Annotated in this window: 12 protein-coding genes and 1 pseudogene; 5 read left to right on the top strand and 8 right to left on the bottom strand. The window is 70.7% G+C overall.

Annotated features, from left to right (window positions below):
• The first annotated feature begins 22 nt into the window (after positions 1-22).
• Positions 23-1,093 carry an NAD-dependent epimerase/dehydratase family protein gene (locus M2283_RS40290; RefSeq protein WP_280881513.1) on the top strand — a complete coding sequence of 357 codons (1,071 nt, stop codon included), beginning with the start codon at positions 23-25 and terminating at the stop codon, positions 1,091-1,093.
• Here the strand turns inward: M2283_RS40290 and M2283_RS40285 are convergent.
• Complete coding sequence (locus M2283_RS40285; RefSeq protein WP_280881512.1) at positions 1,062-3,536, bottom strand: ATP-dependent Clp protease ATP-binding subunit; 2,475 nt, start codon at positions 3,534-3,536, stop codon at positions 1,062-1,064. The two genes, M2283_RS40290 and M2283_RS40285, sit on opposite strands and share 32 nt — an antisense overlap.
• 158 nt (positions 3,537-3,694) lie before the next feature.
• Between M2283_RS40285 and M2283_RS40280 the strand changes: the two genes are divergently transcribed.
• On the top strand, positions 3,695-6,028 hold the full coding sequence (locus M2283_RS40280) for an excinuclease ABC subunit UvrA (RefSeq protein WP_280881511.1): 2,334 nt from the start codon (positions 3,695-3,697) through the stop codon (positions 6,026-6,028).
• A gap of 45 nt (positions 6,029-6,073) precedes the next feature.
• Here M2283_RS40280 and M2283_RS40275 read toward each other — a convergent pair whose 3' ends face one another.
• The gene (locus tag M2283_RS40275; RefSeq protein WP_280881510.1) at positions 6,074-6,709 is read right to left on the bottom strand and encodes a TetR/AcrR family transcriptional regulator; all 636 of its coding nucleotides are present in this window, start codon (positions 6,707-6,709) and stop codon (positions 6,074-6,076) included.
• A gap of 400 nt (positions 6,710-7,109) precedes the next feature.
• Here M2283_RS40275 and M2283_RS40270 point away from each other — a divergent pair, with 400 nt between their 5' ends.
• Together M2283_RS40270 and M2283_RS40265 are read left to right on the top strand one after the other, a co-directional pair.
• Positions 7,110-7,451 carry a hypothetical protein gene (locus tag M2283_RS40270; RefSeq protein ID WP_280881509.1) on the top strand — a complete coding sequence of 114 codons (342 nt, stop codon included), beginning with the start codon at positions 7,110-7,112 and terminating at the stop codon, positions 7,449-7,451.
• A gap of 161 nt (positions 7,452-7,612) precedes the next feature.
• Complete coding sequence (locus M2283_RS40265) at positions 7,613-8,953, top strand: jacalin-like lectin (protein ID WP_280881508.1); 1,341 nt, start codon at positions 7,613-7,615, stop codon at positions 8,951-8,953.
• Here M2283_RS40265 and M2283_RS40260 read toward each other — a convergent pair.
• The 6 genes and pseudogenes from M2283_RS40260 to M2283_RS40235 form a co-directional block, all read right to left on the bottom strand.
• Positions 8,934-10,109, bottom strand: a pseudogene (locus M2283_RS40260) (alanine--tRNA ligase-related protein). The gene M2283_RS40265 and the pseudogene M2283_RS40260 overlap by 20 nt on opposite strands.
• A gap of 119 nt (positions 10,110-10,228) precedes the next feature.
• Entirely contained in the window at positions 10,229-11,155 is a 927-nt protein-coding gene (locus M2283_RS40255) for a lysophospholipid acyltransferase family protein (RefSeq protein ID WP_280881507.1), read from the bottom strand.
• A complete protein-coding gene (locus M2283_RS40250; RefSeq protein WP_280881506.1) occupies positions 11,155-11,928 on the bottom strand; it encodes a GNAT family N-acetyltransferase in 774 nt (257 codons plus the stop codon). Before M2283_RS40250 ends, M2283_RS40255 begins: the two co-directional genes overlap by 1 nt.
• A 232-nt stretch (positions 11,929-12,160) precedes the next feature.
• Positions 12,161-12,910 (bottom strand): succinate dehydrogenase/fumarate reductase iron-sulfur subunit, encoded by a 750-nt coding sequence (locus tag M2283_RS40245; RefSeq protein ID WP_280881505.1) that lies wholly within the window; start codon positions 12,908-12,910, stop codon positions 12,161-12,163.
• Positions 12,907-14,859: a fumarate reductase/succinate dehydrogenase flavoprotein subunit gene (locus M2283_RS40240; RefSeq protein WP_280881504.1), complete on the bottom strand. Its 1,953-nt coding sequence runs from the start codon at positions 14,857-14,859 to the stop codon at positions 12,907-12,909. Before M2283_RS40240 ends, M2283_RS40245 begins: the two co-directional genes overlap by 4 nt.
• Position 14,860: 1 nt before the next feature.
• Positions 14,861-15,532, bottom strand: coding sequence for a succinate dehydrogenase (locus M2283_RS40235; RefSeq protein ID WP_280881577.1), 672 nt, complete (start codon positions 15,530-15,532; stop codon positions 14,861-14,863).
• 119 nt (positions 15,533-15,651) lie between these two features.
• On the opposite strand from M2283_RS40235, the gene M2283_RS40230 reads away from it, so the two are divergent.
• Positions 15,652-16,539: a LysR family transcriptional regulator gene (locus M2283_RS40230; RefSeq protein ID WP_280881503.1), complete on the top strand. Its 888-nt coding sequence runs from the start codon at positions 15,652-15,654 to the stop codon at positions 16,537-16,539.
• Positions 16,540-16,587 lie beyond the last annotated feature (48 nt).

Genomic DNA, 16,587 nt, shown 5'->3' with positions numbered 1-16,587 from the left:
TCCCAAGCCGTGGAGGACAGTCATGCCCGAGCTCGTTCTGGTCACCGGGGGCAGCGGTTACATCGCCGGCTGGTGCGTCGCCGAGCTGCTGCGGCGCGGCTACCACGTACGGACCACCGTGCGCTCCCCGGAGCGCGAGAAGTCCGTCACCGAGGCGGTGTCGACCGCCGTCGACCCGGCGGGCCGGCTGAGTTTCGCGGTCGCCGACCTCACGGCGGACGAGGGCTGGGACACGGCCCTGAAGGGCGTGGACCACGTCCTTCACGTCGCCTCACCGCTCGGCGCCACCTCCGACGACCCCGCCGCCCTCATCGGCCCCGCCCGCGACGGCGCGCTGCGGGTCCTGCGCGCGGCGACCGCGGCCGGCGTACGGCGCGTGGTGATGACGTCGGCGGCGAACGCCGCGAGCCCGTCCTCGTACGCCACCGAAGGCGTCACCGACGAGACACTGTGGACCGACCCTGAAGACCCGACGCTCATCCCCTACCGCCGTTCGAAGACCCTCGCCGAGCGTGCCGCCTGGGGCTTCATGGAGACCTACGACGGTCCGACCGAGCTGACCACCGTGCTTCCCGGCGCCGTGTTCGGGCCGATCCTGACGTCGGACAACCTCGGCTCCGTCGGCATCGTCGCGCGCATGCTCTCCGGCGAGATGAGGGGCGTCCCGCGGATCGGACTGGAGGTGGTGGACGTCCGCGACCTCGTCGACGTACACATCCGGGCGATGACGTCACCGGCGGCAGCGGGTCAACGCTTCCTCGCCACCGGGGAGTTCGTGTGGATGGCGGACATGGCGCGCACCCTGCACGACGGCCTCGGCGAGCAGGGGAGCCGGGTCTCCACCCGGCAGGTCCCCGACTTCGTCGTCCGTCTGGTGGCACGCTTCCGGGACCCGTCGCTCCGCGAGATCACCCCGGCCCTGGGCCGCCGCAACCGGCACAGCACCGAGAAAGCCCGCACGCTCCTGGGCTGGGAGCCGCGCCCCGCTCGGGAGGCGGTGCTGGACTGTGCGCACAGCCTGATCGCGCACAAGGTCGTCCAGGACTCGCCCGGTCGGCCGTCTACGACCCACCCTGGTCCCGGACCGCGCTGACCTTGAGCTCCCCGTCCGCCGCGTCCACCCGCGCCCGGTCGCCGGCGTTCAACTCGCCCGACAGCAGCAGGTCCGCGAGCCGGTCGTCGACCTCGCGCTGGATGGTGCGGCGCAACGGGCGGGCGCCGAAGTCGGGTTGGTGGCCGATGTTCGCGAGGAGGTCCGCCGCCTCGTCGGTGACTTCCAGGGTGACGTCCTGGGCGTGCAGGCGGCGCCGGGTGTGTTCCAGCAACAGATCGACGATCTGGCGCAGTTGGGTGCGGTCGAGGCCGCGGAAGACGATGATCTCGTCGATGCGGTTGAGGAACTCCGGGCGGAAGTGCTGGTTCAGGACCGGCATCACGGTCTCGCGCACCTTGGCGTAGTCGTCCACCCCGGCCGCGAGGATGCGGTCCGCGCCGATGTTCGACGTCATGATGACGACGGTGTTCTTGAAGTCGACGGTACGGCCCTGGGAGTCCGTCAGCCGTCCGTCGTCGAGGAGTTGGAGCAGCGTGTTGAAGACGTCGGGGTGCGCCTTCTCCACCTCGTCGAGCAACAGCACGGCGTACGGCTGCCTGCGCACCGCCTCCGTGAGCTGCCCCGCCTCCTCGTGACCGACGTATCCGGGCGGTGCGCCGACCAGCCGGGAGACGGTGTGCCGCTCCTGGAACTCGCTCATGTCGAGGCGGATCATGCGGGTCTCGTCACCGAAGAGCGCGGCGGCGAGCGCGCGGGCCAGTTCGGTCTTGCCGACGCCGGTGGGGCCGAGGAAGAGGAAGCTGCCGACCGGGCGGTTGGGGTCGCTCATGCCGGCCCGGGCCCGCCGTACCGCGCGGGCGACCGCCGTGATCGCCTCGTCCTGGCCGACGACCCGCTCATGGAGGTGCTCCTCCAGCCTCATCAGCCGGGCCCGCTCCTCCTCGGTGAGCTGGGCGACCGGGATGCCGGTGGTGCGGGAGACGACCTCGGCGATGTCCTCGGCGGTCACCTTCGGCGCGTGTTCCTCGGCCTGTTCCGCGCCGGCCCGTTCGGCCTCGGCGTCCTTGATCCGGTCCCGCACCTCCTTGGCGCGCTCGTACTCCTCGTCGGCGACGGCCTGGTCCTTCTCGCGGTTCAGGGCGGCGATCCGGTCGTCGATGTCGCGGGTGTCGGCGGGCTGGGTCTTGGCGCGCAGCCGCACCCGGGCCGACGCCTGGTCCATCAGGTCGATGGCCTTGTCGGGCAGGAAGCGGGCGGTGATGTACCGGTCGGACAGTTCGGCCGCCGCGACGACCGCCTCGTCGGTGATCCGGACCTGGTGGTGGGCCTCGTAGCGGTCGCGCAGGCCGCGCAGGATCTCGATGGTGTCGTCGACCGTCGGTTCGCCGACCAGGATGGGCGCGAAGCGGCGCTCCAGCGCGGAGTCCTTCTCGATGTACTTGCGGTACTCGTCGACGGTGGTGGCGCCGATGAGGTGCAACTGGCCGCGGGCCAGGGCGGGCTTGAGCATGTTGCCCGCGTCCATGGCTCCGTCGCCGCCACCACCGGCGCCGACGACGGTGTGCAACTCGTCGAGGAACAGCACCAGTTCGTCGCTGTGCTCGCTCACCTCGTCGAGGACCTTCTTGAGGCGCTCCTCGAACTCGCCGCGGTACTTGGTGCCGGCCACCATCCCGGCGAGGTCCAGCGACACCAGCCGCTTGCCCTCCAGTGTCCTCGGCACATCGCCGGACACGATGCGCTGGGCGATGCCCTCCACGATCGCGGTCTTGCCGACGCCGGGGTCGCCCATGAGGACGGGGTTGTTCTTGCTGCGCCGGGAGAGGACCTCGATGGTCTGCTCGACCTCCTCGCCCCGGCCGATCACGGGGTCGAGCCGGCCGGCCCGGGCGTCCTCCGTGAGGTCACGGCCGTACTCGTCGACCGTGGGCGTACTGCTGGGCCGCTTGCGCTCGGACTCCGTACCCGAGGGCCGCCGGCCGCCCTCCCAGCCGCTGCCCGCGAGGGCCTGTCCGGCGGCCGACTCGGGGTTGGCGGCGAGGGCCCGCAGCAGGTGTTCGGGGCCGATGTACGAGGAGTCCTCGGCGCGGGAGAGCTGGTAGGCGTCGAGCAGCGCCCGCTTGGCCGCCGGGGTGAGCGTGGCGGGCTCGGTCTTCGCGCCGCCGCCTCCGCCGACGGACAGCCGCTCGCGGAGCCGGTCGGGATCGGCGCCCGCCTCGGCGAGCAGCCGGCGGGTCGACTCCTGCTCGGTGGCGGCGGCCAGCAGATGCCGGGCGTCGAGTTCCTCGCTGCCTTCCACGGCGGCGATGTCCCGCGCCTGGGCGACCAGTTCGCGCGCCCGCTCGGACAGCAGGCTGCCGATGTCGACGCGCTGCGCCCGACGCGACGGCGCCGCCGGGCCCGAGCCGCCGAAGTACCGGGACATCAGCTCGTCGAATTCCTCGAAGGGGCTGCGTCCGAAACCGAATCCGGGAGTGGTCATGACCACGGACCTTCCGTGCGGCGACTGACATGCGTGCGTTCTGGGCCTGCTGTACCTCCCACGCCTCTGTGCCTTCCAACGTGGCACAGGGCCGACGCCCCCGCACCCGAGCAGGTCAGCGGACGTCACGGGGTGGGGTCGCATAGACTCGCGGGGTCATGCAGACCCCTCACGACCCGTACGTCCGCGTCCGTGGCGCCCGCGAGCACAACCTCAAGGGCGTGGACGTCGACATCCCGCGGGACGTGTTGACCGTGTTCACAGGCGTGTCCGGTTCCGGGAAGTCGTCGCTCGCGTTCGGCACGATCTACGCGGAGGCCCAGCGCCGTTACTTCGAGTCGGTCGCGCCGTACGCCCGCCGCCTCATCCACCAGGTCGGCGCGCCGAAGGTCGGCGAGATCACCGGCCTGCCGCCCGCGGTCTCGCTCCAGCAGCGCCGCTCGACGCCGACCTCCCGCTCGTCCGTCGGCACGGTCACCAACCTCTCGAACTCCCTGCGCATGCTGTTCTCCCGCGCCGGCACCTACCCGCCCGGAGCCGAGCACCTCGACTCGGACGCGTTCTCCCCGAACACGGCCGCCGGCGCCTGCCCCGAGTGCCATGGGCTCGGCCGGGTGCACGGTACGACGGAACAGTCGCTGGTCCCCGACCCGTCGCTGTCGATCCGCGAGGGCGCGATCGCCGCCTGGCCGGGCGCCTGGCAGGGCAAGAACCTGCGCGACATCCTCGACGCGCTCGACTACGACGTGGACCGCCCCTGGCGTGAACTCCCCGCCGAGCAGCGGGAGTGGATCCTGTTCACGGACGAGCAGCCGGTCGTCACCGTGCACCCGGTCCGGGACGCGGACCGCATCCAACGCCCGTACCAGGGCACGTACATGAGCGCCCGCCGGTACGTCATGAAGACCTTCGCCGACTCCAAGAGCCCGGCCCTGCGCACCCGCGCTGAACGCTTCCTGACCAGCGCCCCCTGCCCGGTGTGCGGCGGCGGCAGGCTGCGCCCGGAGTCCCTGGCGGTGACGTACGCCGGCCGCACGATCGCCGAGGTGGCCGCGCTGCCGCTGGTGGAGCTGGCGGCGACCCTGGAGGGCTCCTCGGCGGCGGCCCGCGTCCTCACCGACGACCTCAAGTCCCGTATCGCGCCGGTCGTCGAACTCGGCCTGGGCTACCTCAGCCTGGACCGCCCGGCGCCCACCCTGTCCGCAGGCGAACTGCAGCGCCTGCGACTGGCGACCCAGCTGCGCTCCGGGCTCTTCGGTGTCGTGTACGTCCTCGACGAACCGTCCGCGGGACTGCACCCGGCGGACACGGCGGCCCTGTTGACCGTCCTGGCCCGGCTGAAGGCGGCGGGCAACTCGGTGTTCGTGGTCGAGCACCACCTCGACGTGATGCGCGGCGCCGACTGGCTGGTGGACGTGGGCCCGTCGGCCGGTGAGCACGGCGGGGAGGTGCTGCACAGCGGTCCGGTGGCGGAGCTGGCCGACGTGCCGGAGTCGGCGACGGCCCGCTTCCTCTTCGACCGCTCCCCCGCTCCGGTACGCCAAGTACGCACCGCGCGCGGCCAGTTGAAGGTCGGCCCGGTGACCCGGCACAACCTGCGCGGAGTGACGGCCGAGTTCCCCGTCGGCGTCTTCACCGCGGTCACCGGCGTCTCCGGGTCCGGCAAGTCCACGCTGATCGGGGAGCTGACCGAGGAACTGCCCGGCGTGGAGCGCCTGGTGTCCGTGGACCAGAAGCCCATCGGCCGCACGCCACGCTCCAACCTGGCCACCTACACAGGCCTGTTCGACGTCGTACGCAAGGCGTTCGCCGCCACCGACCAGGCCCGCGAACGCGGTTACGGCGTCGGACGCTTCTCCTTCAACGTGGCCGGCGGGCGCTGCGATACCTGCCAGGGCGAGGGGTTCGTCAGCGTCGAGCTGCTGTTCCTGCCGAGCACCTACGCCCCGTGCCCGGACTGCGGCGGGGCCCGCTACAACCCCGAGACCCTCGAAGTGACGTACCGGGGACGGAACATCGCGCAGGTGCTGGACCTGACGGTGGAGGGCGCGGCGGAGTTCTTCACGGACACCCCGGCGGTCGCCCGCAGTCTGGAGACCCTGCTCGACGTAGGTCTCGGCTACCTACGACTGGGCCAGCCCGCCACCGAGTTGTCCGGCGGTGAGGCACAACGCATCAAGCTGGCCAGCGAGTTGCAGCGCGGCCGTCGCGGCCACACCCTCTACCTCCTCGACGAACCGACGACCGGTCTCCACCCGGCTGACGTCGAGGTCCTGATGCGCCAACTGCACGGACTCGTCGACGCCGGCCACACCGTGATCGTCGTCGAGCACGACATGTCGGTCGTCGCGGGCGCGGACTGGGTGATCGACCTGGGGCCGGGCGGCGGGGACGCGGGCGGGCGGATCGTGGCGACGGGGACGCCGGTGGAGGTGGCGGGGGCGACTGCGAGCGCGACGACTCCGTATCTGGCGGCGGTGTTGGAGCCGTAGGTCGGTGGGGCCGTCGGCGTCGCCGCATGAAAACCCGCACCCGCGTCAGTGGTCGGCGTGCCCCCGCAAGCAGTCGATCAGAGTGTTCAGGGACGCTTCGAGCGCGACGGTGTCGCGGCGGGCCTGGGTGAGGACCAGGCCGCCCTGGACGGCGGCGAGCAGTGCGAGGGCGAAGGACTCGGGGTCGACCCGGTCGGGCAGTTCGCCGCGGGCACGCATCGCGCGCAGGCCGTCCCGCAGCGCCTCCTCCCAGCGGTTGAAGCCGGCCAGCAGGTCGGCCCGCGCCTCCGGGGCCGACCGGGACAGTTCGCTGGTCAACCTGCCCATCGGACAGCCCTGTTGGTTGCGCCCGTCCCGGTGGATGCTCAGGATGACGTCACGCCACGCCTCCAGTGCCTCGACGCTGTCGAGGTTGGCGAGCAGCGGCGTGTGCACCCCGAGCACGCTCTCGCACTGGTGGTCGATGACGGCGCGGACGAGGCCGTCCTTCTCGCCGAAGTAGTAGTAGATCTGCGAGGCGCTCACCCCGGCGGCGGTCTGCACGTCCTCGATCCTCGTGGACGCGACGCCGCGCTCGTACATCAGGGCGGCGGCCTCGGAGACGATGCGCCGGTACGTCTGCTGCCCCTTGCGGGTGAGGCGCTGACCACTTGCCGATTCCACGACGGGTGCAGTTGCCATGAAATCAGCCTAGCACCGAATGGAATACCTACTACATAAAATGCCCCGCCACCTGGCCTTCGAGACGGCCGCACCTCAGTAGCCGCATGGCAAGGAGCGGGATGCCGACCCCCAGCCGTGGGTTTTGTAGTTGTGACTCCATTTTTTTCAAGGAACCATCTGGAGACGTCACTCCAAACGGCCTGCCCGTGGAGCGGGTGGGTCACCGGCGCGGAACGAAGGTGGTCGGCATGGCCCAGTACAAGACCGAGGTCCGGGACGGTATGCGCGTCGACTGGGACGTGCCGATCACCATGGAGGACGGTGTCGTACTGCGCGCGGACGTCTTCCGCCCCGTGGCCGAGGGCCGGTATCCGGTGATCATGAACCATGGCCCGTATGCCAAGGGAATGGCGTTACCGTGCTGTTCCCGGTGGGCCTGGCGCTCACCGCGCTCTCGCTCTACCGGCCGTCCCTCGCACTCGTCCTGGTCGCCGCCGGACTGTCCGGCGCGGGCGCGGGCCTGCTGTTCATGGGGTCGGTCACCCAGAGCGCCACCGCCGCCGTCCCCGCTTCGCGCGCGGGCGTCCTGGCCGTCTTCTTCGCGATCGCCTACCTCGGAATGGGCTTGCCCTCGGTGGCCTTCAGCCTGCTGATCGAGCACGCCCCGCTGAAGACCACGATGATCGGCTTCGCGGCCGTGCTCTCGGTCGGCACGGTCGCCGCCGTCACCACCGCCGTCCGCGCCCATCGCAGGCCATAGGCGGCACACAGGCATCACCCGCCCCGTTCCCGCAGCCTTAACCTCGCCTCCACCCCACCACAATGACGTCCTGTCAGGGCCGCGACAGACTGGGGTAACCAGCGGTAACTTCTGCCATGTCCCTATGGCAACCGCTTACTTCCCCCAGGAGAAACAAGCCCATGCGCAGACTCCTCGCCTGCCTGGTGGCGGCAGCCGCCGCCGTCGGCGGGCTCGCCGTGGCCGCCCCGCCCGCGGCGGCCGCCGACTCGGGCACCTTCAGCGTGCTCAGCTACAACGTGGCCGGACTGCCCGAGGGGCTCTCCAGCGCGCCGACACCCCGTGAGTCCAGCACCACGACCATCGGCCAGCGGATCGCCCCGTACGACATCGTCCACGTCGAGGAGGACTTCAACTACCACGCCAACCTCTACGCGGCCGACACCGCGCACGCCTACCGCACCGCCACCAGCGGCGGGGCCGGCATCGGCAGCGGGCTCAACACGCTGTCGAAGATCTCCTACGACGCGGACGACTTCGAGCGCGTCGGCTGGAACTCCTGCCAGATCGACTCGGGTGACTGTCTGACCCCCAAGGGCTTCACCTTCATGCGCGAGCGCCTCGCCGAGGGCGTGTACGTCGACTTCTACAACCTGCACACCAACGCCGGTACCAACGACGGCGACCTGGCCTCCCGCGCCGACAACCTCAACCAGCTCACCGCGTTCATCGGCAGCCACTCGGCCGGCAACGCCGTCGTGGTGATGGGCGACACCAACACCCGCTACACGCGCTCCGGCGACACCATCGCCGAGTTCGCCGCCGCCAACGGCCTCACCGACCCGTGGGTGCAGCTGATCCGCGGCGGCACCCCGCCCGCCAAGGGCAGCGACGCGCTGGTCTGCGACCAGACCGGCACCACCGTGCCCAACACCTGCGAGGTCGTCGACAAGGTCCTCTACCGCGGCAGCAAGCTGGTCTCGCTGAACGCGACCTCGTACAACAACGAGCACTCCAAGTTTCTCACGGCCGACGGGCTGATGCTCTCCGACCACGACCCGCTCGCGGTCGGCTTCAGCTGGTCGCGCAACGCCTCCTTCCAGCTCAGCGACCAGTTCGGCGGCCCGCACGGCGACTACTTCACGGACATCAACGGCGTGCCGGCCGCCGCCCGGGCCACCACCATCGGCCTGCGCGCCGGATCCCGCGTAGACCAGCTGAGCGTGACGCTCTCCAACGGCACCACCCTCGCCCACGGCGGCACGGGCGGCACCGCGTCCTCACTGACCCTGGGCAGCGGCGAGTACGTCACCAGCGCCAACCTCTGCCAGGGCCAGAAGGACAGTCAAACCCGCATCTTCTACGCCAAGTTCACCACCAACCTCGGACGCACGCTGGCCGGTGGCACCACGACCTCCGACTGCGTGACCCGTACCGCGCCCTCGGGCTGGCAGATCGCGGGCTTCCACGGGCGCACGGGCGACGAGGTCGACAAGGTCGGCTTCATCTACACCCAGCGCTGATCCCGGTGACCAGCTCGCGGGGCAGACCGTAGGTGTCGTGGAGGTAGGCGTAGTCCTCCTCGTCCAGCGGCCGGTCGCGGAACTCCGTCCGTGACAGGACCCGCCGTCCCCTGTCGAGCAGTTCGCCGAACCGCCGTTCCTCGTCCAGGAGCACCTCCCGGACGAGGTCGGCGCGTTCGGTCTGCCGGAAGTGGTCCAGCGTGTGCTCGATCAACTCCGTGGGTACGTCGGTGAGTTCGCGCGAGGTGTCGTCGGGGCGCAGGGCGGTGAGGAGTCAGCGGATCAGACGGCGCAGTACGTAGCCGCGGCCGGTGTTGGAGGGGCGTACGCCGTCGCCGATGACCACGAGGCTCGACCGCAGGTGGTCGCAGACCAGACGCGTGGACCGCTCGTCCAGGTCCCACAGCGAGGGGATCGTCCGCATCCACGGCTCGAACAGGTCCGTCTCGTAGACCTCGCGGCGGCCCTGAAGGACCGTCACCAGCCGTTCCAGGCCCATGCCCGTGTCGACCCCGGGCTGCCGCAGAGGCTCCAAGGTGCCGTCCTCGTGGCGGTGGTAGCGCAGCTGGACGTGGTTCCAGACCTCGACCCAGCGCGGGTCGGTGGTCGGGGTGCGTCGGGGTGGGACGTCGCCGGTCCACACGAAGATCTCGGAGTCGGGGCCGCAGATGCCGACGGGTCCGTTGGACCACCAGTTGTCGTCGCCGGTGAGCTCCACCGGCACGCCCAACTCCTGCCAGGTGCGCAGTGATTCGTTGTCGGGGCCGACCTGGTCGTCGCCGCCGAAGACGGTGGCGTAGAGGCGCTCGCGCGGGATACCGAAGCCGTCGCGCAGCAGCTCGTACCCCCAGCGCAGGCTCTGTGGGTGTCCGTAGTCGCCGAGCGACCAGGAGCCGAGCATCTCGAAGACGGTCAGGTGTGTGGCGTCGCCGACCTCGTCGAGGTCCGTGGTGCGCAGGCAGCGCTGGACGTTCAGCAGGCGCCGGCCCTGCGGGTGGGGTCGGCCCTGGAGATAGGGCGTGAGGGGGTGCATGCCGGACGTCGTGAAGAGCACCGGGTCCGTGGGCGGGGGCAGCAGCGAGGTGCCGGTGACGGTCCGGTGCCCGCGCTCGCGGAAGAAGTCGGTGAACGTCCGTACGGTCTGGTGGGTGTCCATGGCGGTGTTCCTTCGCATCTGGTCGTGGAGACCGGGAAGGACCGCGCGAGCACGAGGAGTGGGAAAACGGAAGGTCGTCCCGGCGGTCCGTCTCCGGCCGCCGGGGAAGAGTGACGAGGTCAGACGTCGGCAGCCGGGGAGCTGGTCGCTCGCGCGGCTGCGATGTGGGTACGCCTGGTGTCCTGCATGGGCTCCACGCTAACAGCGTCCCTTCGGAACGTCCTCGGGATTTCCGCCCGGGCCACCAGCACAGTGTGGGTCCAGTCCGGCTGGGCGGTCTTCGCGGGCTGCGCGGCCCGGGCCAGCGACCGGCGGTCGGGGTGGGTGCCCGGCGCGATGACGGCCCGTACGTCGACCTCGGCCACCAGGCCGCGCGTCGACACCACCCGCCACACCGAGGACAGCAGCGAGTCCTGCCCTATGAACGCGGGCGCCGTGGTCGCCGGGCCGCCCTCGATCCGGTACTGCAGCCGCACCGGCTGCACGGGGACCCCGGCGTCGAGGGCGGCCTGGAAGACGGCCCGGCGGAACGAGCCCTGCGCCCGCCCGCACCAGGTGCTGCCTTCCGGGAAGACGGCCACCGCGCTGCCGGAGCCCAGCGCGCCCGCGATGCGGGCGACCGTCTCGGGGAGCGCGCGCAGCCGGTCCCGGTCGATGAACAGGGCACCGCTCCCGGCGGTCAGCGCCCCCGCCACCGGCCAGCCCCGGATCTCCGCCTTGGCGAGCATCCGGGCCGGACGTACGGCGGCCATCAGCGGGATGTCCATCCACGAGATGTGGTTGGCGACCAGCAGCAGGCCGCCGCCGGACGGCGCGACGCCGGTGATCCGAAGCCGCACCCCCGCGGCCCGTACGATCCCGCGGCACCACAGCCGCACCGCCGCGGCGGGGATCAGCCCGCCGAGCGGCATCAGCGTGATCCCGGCGAGCACCACGACGACGACCGCCGTGAGCCGCAGCACGGCGCGGGGTACGGCCGTGAGGGACCGCGTGGGTTCGATGCACGCCCTGGGGGTGCAGGGCGCGCTCGGCAGCCAGACGCTCATCAGGCCGGGACGAGCGAGAGGAAGTGCCGCAGATAGCGCGGGTTGACCCGGCGCATCGACAGCAGCACGTACAGGTCGGCGACGCCGAAGTCGGGGTCGTGGGCGGGTTCGCCGCACACCCAGGCACCGAGGCGGACGTACCCGCGCAGCAGCGGCGGGAGTTCGACGCGGCCGGTGGGGCGGGCGACGCCGTCCGCGCTCCAGGGCAGCAGCGGTCGCACCCGGAACTCCTCCGGGGCGAGGTGCTTGGCGCTGACCCTGTCCCAGGTGCCGGCGGCGAGAGCACCGCCGTCCGCGAGCGGGATCGAGCAGCAGCCGGCGAGCCATTCATGGCCGCGGTCCACCATGTAGCGGGCTATGCCGGCCCAGATGAGGCCGATGACCGTGCCGTCGCGGTGGTCGGGGTGGACGCAGGAGCGGCCGACCTCGACGAGGCCGGGGCGGATCCCGTCGAGCGGGCTGAGGTCGAACTCGCCCTCGGAGTACAGCCGTCCGGCGACCGCGGCCCGGGCCGGAGGGAGCAGGCGGTAGGTTCCGACGACCTGTCCCGACACCTCCTCGCGGACCAGCAGGTGGTCGCAGTAGGCGTCGAAGGGGTCGATGTCATAGCCGGGCTGCGGGGTGGCCAGCAGGGCACCCATCTCCCCGGCGAAGACGTCGTGCCGCAGCCGCTGCGCGGCCCGCACGTCGGCCTCGTCCCGGGCGACGGAGACGGTGTAGCGGGTGGGCGCCGCGGGCTGCGGGGGGCGGTCGAGCGTGGAAACGCCGGTCATGGCTCTCTCCTGGTCGCGGGGCCGGATTTCGGCGGAGCAACGAGTGGGGCCGGTAACGTAGAACCGGCCGCAACAGTTCTTCCGACGCCGGTTGGCGTGCACGTGACGAGTGCCGAGAGAGCGGATGTGGACCTGTTGAATGGCGGGGGGCGGCGAAAACGCGAGACGGGGCCGGGGGTTGAGCACCACATCCGGCCCCGCCCGTCCGCACCCTCGGCGAACGTCTGCGGCGCTACCTCTTGGCCACCTTGCGCGTGGCCCGCAACCACTCCTTGTTCATGCTCGTGATGGACACCAGGGGAATTCCCTTGGGACAGGCGGTGGCGCACTCGCCGGCGAGTGTGCACCCGCCGAACCCCTCCTCGTCCATCTGCGCGACCATGTCGAGGACGCGGGTCTCGCGCTCGGGCGCACCCTGCGGCAGCACGTTGAGGTGGTTGACCTTGGCCGAGGTGAACAGCATCGCCGCGCCGTTCGGACAGGCCGCCACACACGCCCCGCAGCCGATGCACTCGGCGTGCTCGAAGGCGAAGTCGGCGTCCGGCTTCGGGACGGGGGTCGCATGGGCCTCGGGCGCGGCGCCGGTCGGGGCGGTGATGTAGCCGCCGGCCTGGATGATCCGGTCGAACGCCGAGCGGTCCACCACCAGGTCCTTGATCACGGGGAACGCCGAGGCCCGCCAGGGCTCGATGTCGATCGTGTCGCCGTCCTGGAAGGACCGCATGTGCAGTTGGCAGGTGGTGGTGCGCTCGGGGCCGTGCGCGTCGCCGTTGATGACCAGCGAGCACGCGCCGCAGATGCCCTCGCGGCAGTCGTGGTCGAAGGCGACCGGGTCCTCGCCCTTGAGGATGAGCTCCTCGTTGAGCGTGTCGAGCATCTCCAGGAAGGACATGTCGGAGGAGATGCCGTCCACCTCGTACGTGGACATGGCGCCGTCGGCGTCGGCGTCGCGCTGCCGCCAGACGCGCAGGGTGAGCTTCATGCGTAGCTCCGCTGAGTGGGGTGGACGTACTCGAAGACCAGGTCTTCCTTGTGCAGGACGGGAGCCTCGCCGGTGCCGGTGAACTCCCAGGCGGCCGCGTAGGAGAACTCCTCGTCCCTGCGGGCCGCCTCGCCGTCCAGGGTCTGGGACTCCTCGCGGAAGTGGCCGCCGCAGGACTCGGCGCGGTGCAGCGCGTCGAGGCACATCAGCTCGGCCAGCTCCAGGTAGTCGACGACCCGATTGGCCTTCTCCAGGGACTGGTTGAACTCCTCGCCGGTGCCGGGCACCTTGATCCGCCGCCAGAACTCCTCGCGGATCTGCGGGATGCGCTCCAGTGCCTTGCGCAGTCCGGAGTCGCTGCGGGCCATGCCGCAGAACTCCCACATCAGCTCGCCGAGTTCACGGTGGAAGGAGTCGGGCGTACGGTCGCCGTCCACCGACAGGAGCAGGTTGAGCCGGTCCTCGGTCTCGGCCAACACCTCCTGGACCTCGGGGTGTTCGTCGGTGACCGCGCTCTGGTGCGGGTTGCGGGCGAGGTAGTCGTTGATGGTCGCCGGCAGCACGAAGTAGCCGTCGGCCAGGCCCTGCATCAGCGCGGAGGCGCCCAGGCGGTTCGCCCCGTGGTCGGAGAAGTTGGCCTCACCGATCGCGAACAGGCCGGGCACGCTGGTCTGCAGGTCGTAGTCGACCCAGAGGCCGCCCATCGTGTAGTGCACGGCCGGGTAGATCCGCATCGGGACGGTGTACGGGTCCTCGGCGGTGATCCGGGCGTACATGTCGAAGAGGTTGCCGTACTTCTCCTCGACGGCCTTGCGCCCCATGCGCTGGATGGCGTCGGCGAAGTCGAGGTAGACGCCCTGTCCGCCGGGCCCCACTCCCCTGCCCTCGTCGCAGACGTTCTTCGCGGCCCGGGAGGCGATGTCACGCGGGACCAGATTGCCGAAGGACGGGTAGATGCGCTCCAGGTAGTAGTCGCGCTCGTCCTCGGGGATCCGGTTCGCCGGCCGGTCGTCGCCCTTGGCCTTCGGCACCCAGATCCGGCCGTCGTTGCGCAGCGACTCGCTCATCAGCGTCAGCTTGGACTGGTGGTCGCCGGTGCGCGGGATGCAGGTCGGATGGATCTGCGTGAAGCAGGGGTTGGCGAAGTGGGCGCCGCGCCGGTGCGCCCGCCAGACGGCGGTGGCGTTGGAGTTCATGGCGTTGGTCGACAGGTAGAAGACGTTGCCGTAGCCGCCGCTGGCGAGGACGACGGCGTCGGCGTAGTACGTGTCGATCTTCCCGGTGATCAGGTCACGGGCGACGATCCCGCGCGCCTTCCCGTCGATGACGATCAGGTCGAGCATCTCGGTGCGCGGGTGCATCTCGATGTTCCCGGCGGCGATCTCCTTGCTGAGCGCCTGGTAGGCGCCGAGCAGCAGTTGCTGGCCCGTCTGGCCGCGGGCGTAGAAGGTCCGGGACACCTGCACGCCACCGAACGACCGGGTGTCGAGCAGGCCTCCGTACTCCCGGGCGAACGGCACGCCCTGCGCCACGCACTGGTCGATGATCTCGACCGAGATCTGCGCCAGGCGGTGGACGTTGGACTCGCGTGCCCTGAAGTCGCCGCCCTTGACGGTGTCGTAGAAGAGGCGGTGGATGGAGTCGCCGTCGTTGCGGTAGTTCTTGGCGGCGTTGATGCCGCCCTGCGCGGCGATGGAGTGGGCGCGGCGCGGGGAGTCCTGGTAGCAGAACTGGACGACGTGGTAGCCCTGTTCGGCCAGTGTGGCGCCTGCCGAGCCGCCGGCGAGGCCGGTGCCGACGACGATCACGGTGTGCTTGCGGCGGTTGGCCGGGTTGACCAGCTTGGCCTCGAAACGGCGGGTGTCCCAGCGCTCGTTGACGGGGCCGGTCGGTGCCTTGGTGTCGACGACGGGTTCCCCGGTCGTGAAGTCCGCGTATTCAAGGGGCATTTCAGCTCACCACTCCGGTCATGACGCCCACGGGGACGGCGATGAAGCCGGCCGTGAGCAGCAGTGCGAGGGCATTGGCGGTGGTCTTGAGGGCGCGGTCGCGGCTGCGGCTGCCGGCGCCGAGGGTCTGGGCGGCGCTCCAGAAGCCGTGCCGTACGTGCAGGCCCAGCGCGAGCATCGCGACGATGTAGATGACGTTGCCGTACCAGGTGGAGAAGGTGTCCACGACGTTCTGGTAGGGGTGGCCCTCCTGGAAGCCGCCGGAGTGCACGGTGCCCGTGGTCAGGTCCAGGATGTGCCAGGCGATGAACAGGCCGAGGATGATCCCGCCCCAGCGCATCGTGCGCGTCGCGTAGCTGGCCCGCGCCTTCTTGTGCACGTACTTGCTGGGCCGCGCCCTGATGTCGCGGCGGCTGAGCTGGTAGGCGGAGGTGGCGTGCGCGACCACGGCGACGACCAGGACGATCCGGATGAGCCAGAGCGTCCACTCATAGTGCATGAAGGGTTCGCCGACGGTGCGCAGCCAGTGCGCGTAGTGGTTGAACTCGCCCGACCCGAAGAAGATCTTCAGGTTCCCGATCATGTGGACGACCAGGTAGAGCAGCATGATCAGGCCGCTGACGGCCATCACGGTCTTCTTGCCGACGGAGCTGTCCCAAACGGTCCGCGCCATCGACGGCCGTCGGTCCGTCCGCGTTGCCAGAGCCATGGCAACGACGCTAGGCCCCGGAATGCCGATCGGTCCAAGACATGGTCCGGCTTGATTCGATAGGCAGCAGCTATCGTACGAGTATGCAGTTCCAGCAGCTCCAGTACTTCGTGGCCGTCGCCGAGACGCGTCACTTCACCCGGGCCGCGGACCTGGTCCACGTGGCCCAGCCGTCCCTCTCCCAGCAGATCAAGGCGCTGGAGCGGGAGCTGGGGGCGGATCTGTTCCTGCGGGCGCGCGGCAACATCGCCCTCACCGACGCAGGCGAGGCGCTGCTGCCGCTCGCCCGCCGCATCCTGGCCGACGCGGACACGGCCCGGCACGAGGTGCAGGAGCTGGTGCAGCTGCGCAGCGGGCGGGTACGGCTGGGGGCGACGCCGAGTCTGTGCACGGGCCTGCTGCCGGATGTGCTGCGTGCCTTCCACGACCGCTATCCCGGCATCCGGCTGTTGATCGAGGAGAGCGGCTCGCACGACCTCGTACGGGAGCTGGCGCGCGGGGCGCTGGATCTCGCGCTTGTCGTGCTCCCGCTGCCTACGCCGTCTCCGGCACTGACGACGGTGGAGCTGCTGCGGGAGGACCTGGTCGTGGTGTCCTCACCGGAGGCGCCCGCGCCGGGTGGGCCGGGGCGGCGGACCGTGCGGGTCTCCGACCTGGAGGGTGAGCGGCTCGTCATGTTCCGGCACGGGTACGACTTGCGGGAGTTGACCGTCGCCGCGTGTCGCTCCGCGGGGTTCGAGCCGACTTTCTCTGTCGAGGGGGGTGAGATGGACGCGGTGTTGGGGTTTGTGCGGGCGGGGTTGGGCGTGGCCGTGGTGCCTCGGATGGTTGCGGCTCGGTCGGGGCGGGGGTTGCGGGTTACTCCGTTGGCTCGGCCGGGGTTGTCTCGGACCATTGCGTTGGCTCATCGGAGTGATGTGGCTCCGCCTCGGGCTGCGCGGGAGTTGCAGAGGATGCTGTTGGAGGGGTGATGGATCGTGGTTGTCTGCGGCGCCGATGTGGCTGGTCGCGCCCGCGCG

The sequence above is a fragment of the Streptomyces pseudovenezuelae genome (assembly GCF_029892565.1).
In the GTDB taxonomy this organism is placed as follows: domain Bacteria; phylum Actinomycetota; class Actinomycetes; order Streptomycetales; family Streptomycetaceae; genus Streptomyces; species Streptomyces pseudovenezuelae_A.
Note: the sequence above shows the minus strand (reverse complement) of the source record. Positions and strands in the feature narration are given on the sequence as shown.

What these genes read in the sequence shown, in the direction of transcription:
- M2283_RS40290 (WP_280881513.1), top strand. Translation starts at nt 23, where the DNA reads ATGCCCGAGCTCGTTCTGGTCACCGGGGGCAGCGGTTACATCGCCGGC.
- M2283_RS40285 (WP_280881512.1), bottom strand. Translation starts at nt 3,536, where the DNA reads ATGACCACTCCCGGATTCGGTTTCGGACGCAGCCCCTTCGAGGAATTC.
- M2283_RS40280 (WP_280881511.1), top strand. Translation starts at nt 3,695, where the DNA reads ATGCAGACCCCTCACGACCCGTACGTCCGCGTCCGTGGCGCCCGCGAG.
- M2283_RS40245 (WP_280881505.1), bottom strand. Translation starts at nt 12,910, where the DNA reads ATGAAGCTCACCCTGCGCGTCTGGCGGCAGCGCGACGCCGACGCCGAC.
- M2283_RS40250 (WP_280881506.1), bottom strand. Translation starts at nt 11,928, where the DNA reads ATGACCGGCGTTTCCACGCTCGACCGCCCCCCGCAGCCCGCGGCGCCC.
- M2283_RS40230 (WP_280881503.1), top strand. Translation starts at nt 15,652, where the DNA reads ATGCAGTTCCAGCAGCTCCAGTACTTCGTGGCCGTCGCCGAGACGCGT.
- M2283_RS40255 (WP_280881507.1), bottom strand. Translation starts at nt 11,155, where the DNA reads ATGAGCGTCTGGCTGCCGAGCGCGCCCTGCACCCCCAGGGCGTGCATC.
- M2283_RS40275 (WP_280881510.1), bottom strand. Translation starts at nt 6,709, where the DNA reads ATGGCAACTGCACCCGTCGTGGAATCGGCAAGTGGTCAGCGCCTCACC.
- M2283_RS40265 (WP_280881508.1), top strand. Translation starts at nt 7,613, where the DNA reads ATGCGCAGACTCCTCGCCTGCCTGGTGGCGGCAGCCGCCGCCGTCGGC.
- M2283_RS40235 (WP_280881577.1), bottom strand. Translation starts at nt 15,532, where the DNA reads ATGGCGCGGACCGTTTGGGACAGCTCCGTCGGCAAGAAGACCGTGATG.
- M2283_RS40240 (WP_280881504.1), bottom strand. Translation starts at nt 14,859, where the DNA reads ATGCCCCTTGAATACGCGGACTTCACGACCGGGGAACCCGTCGTCGAC.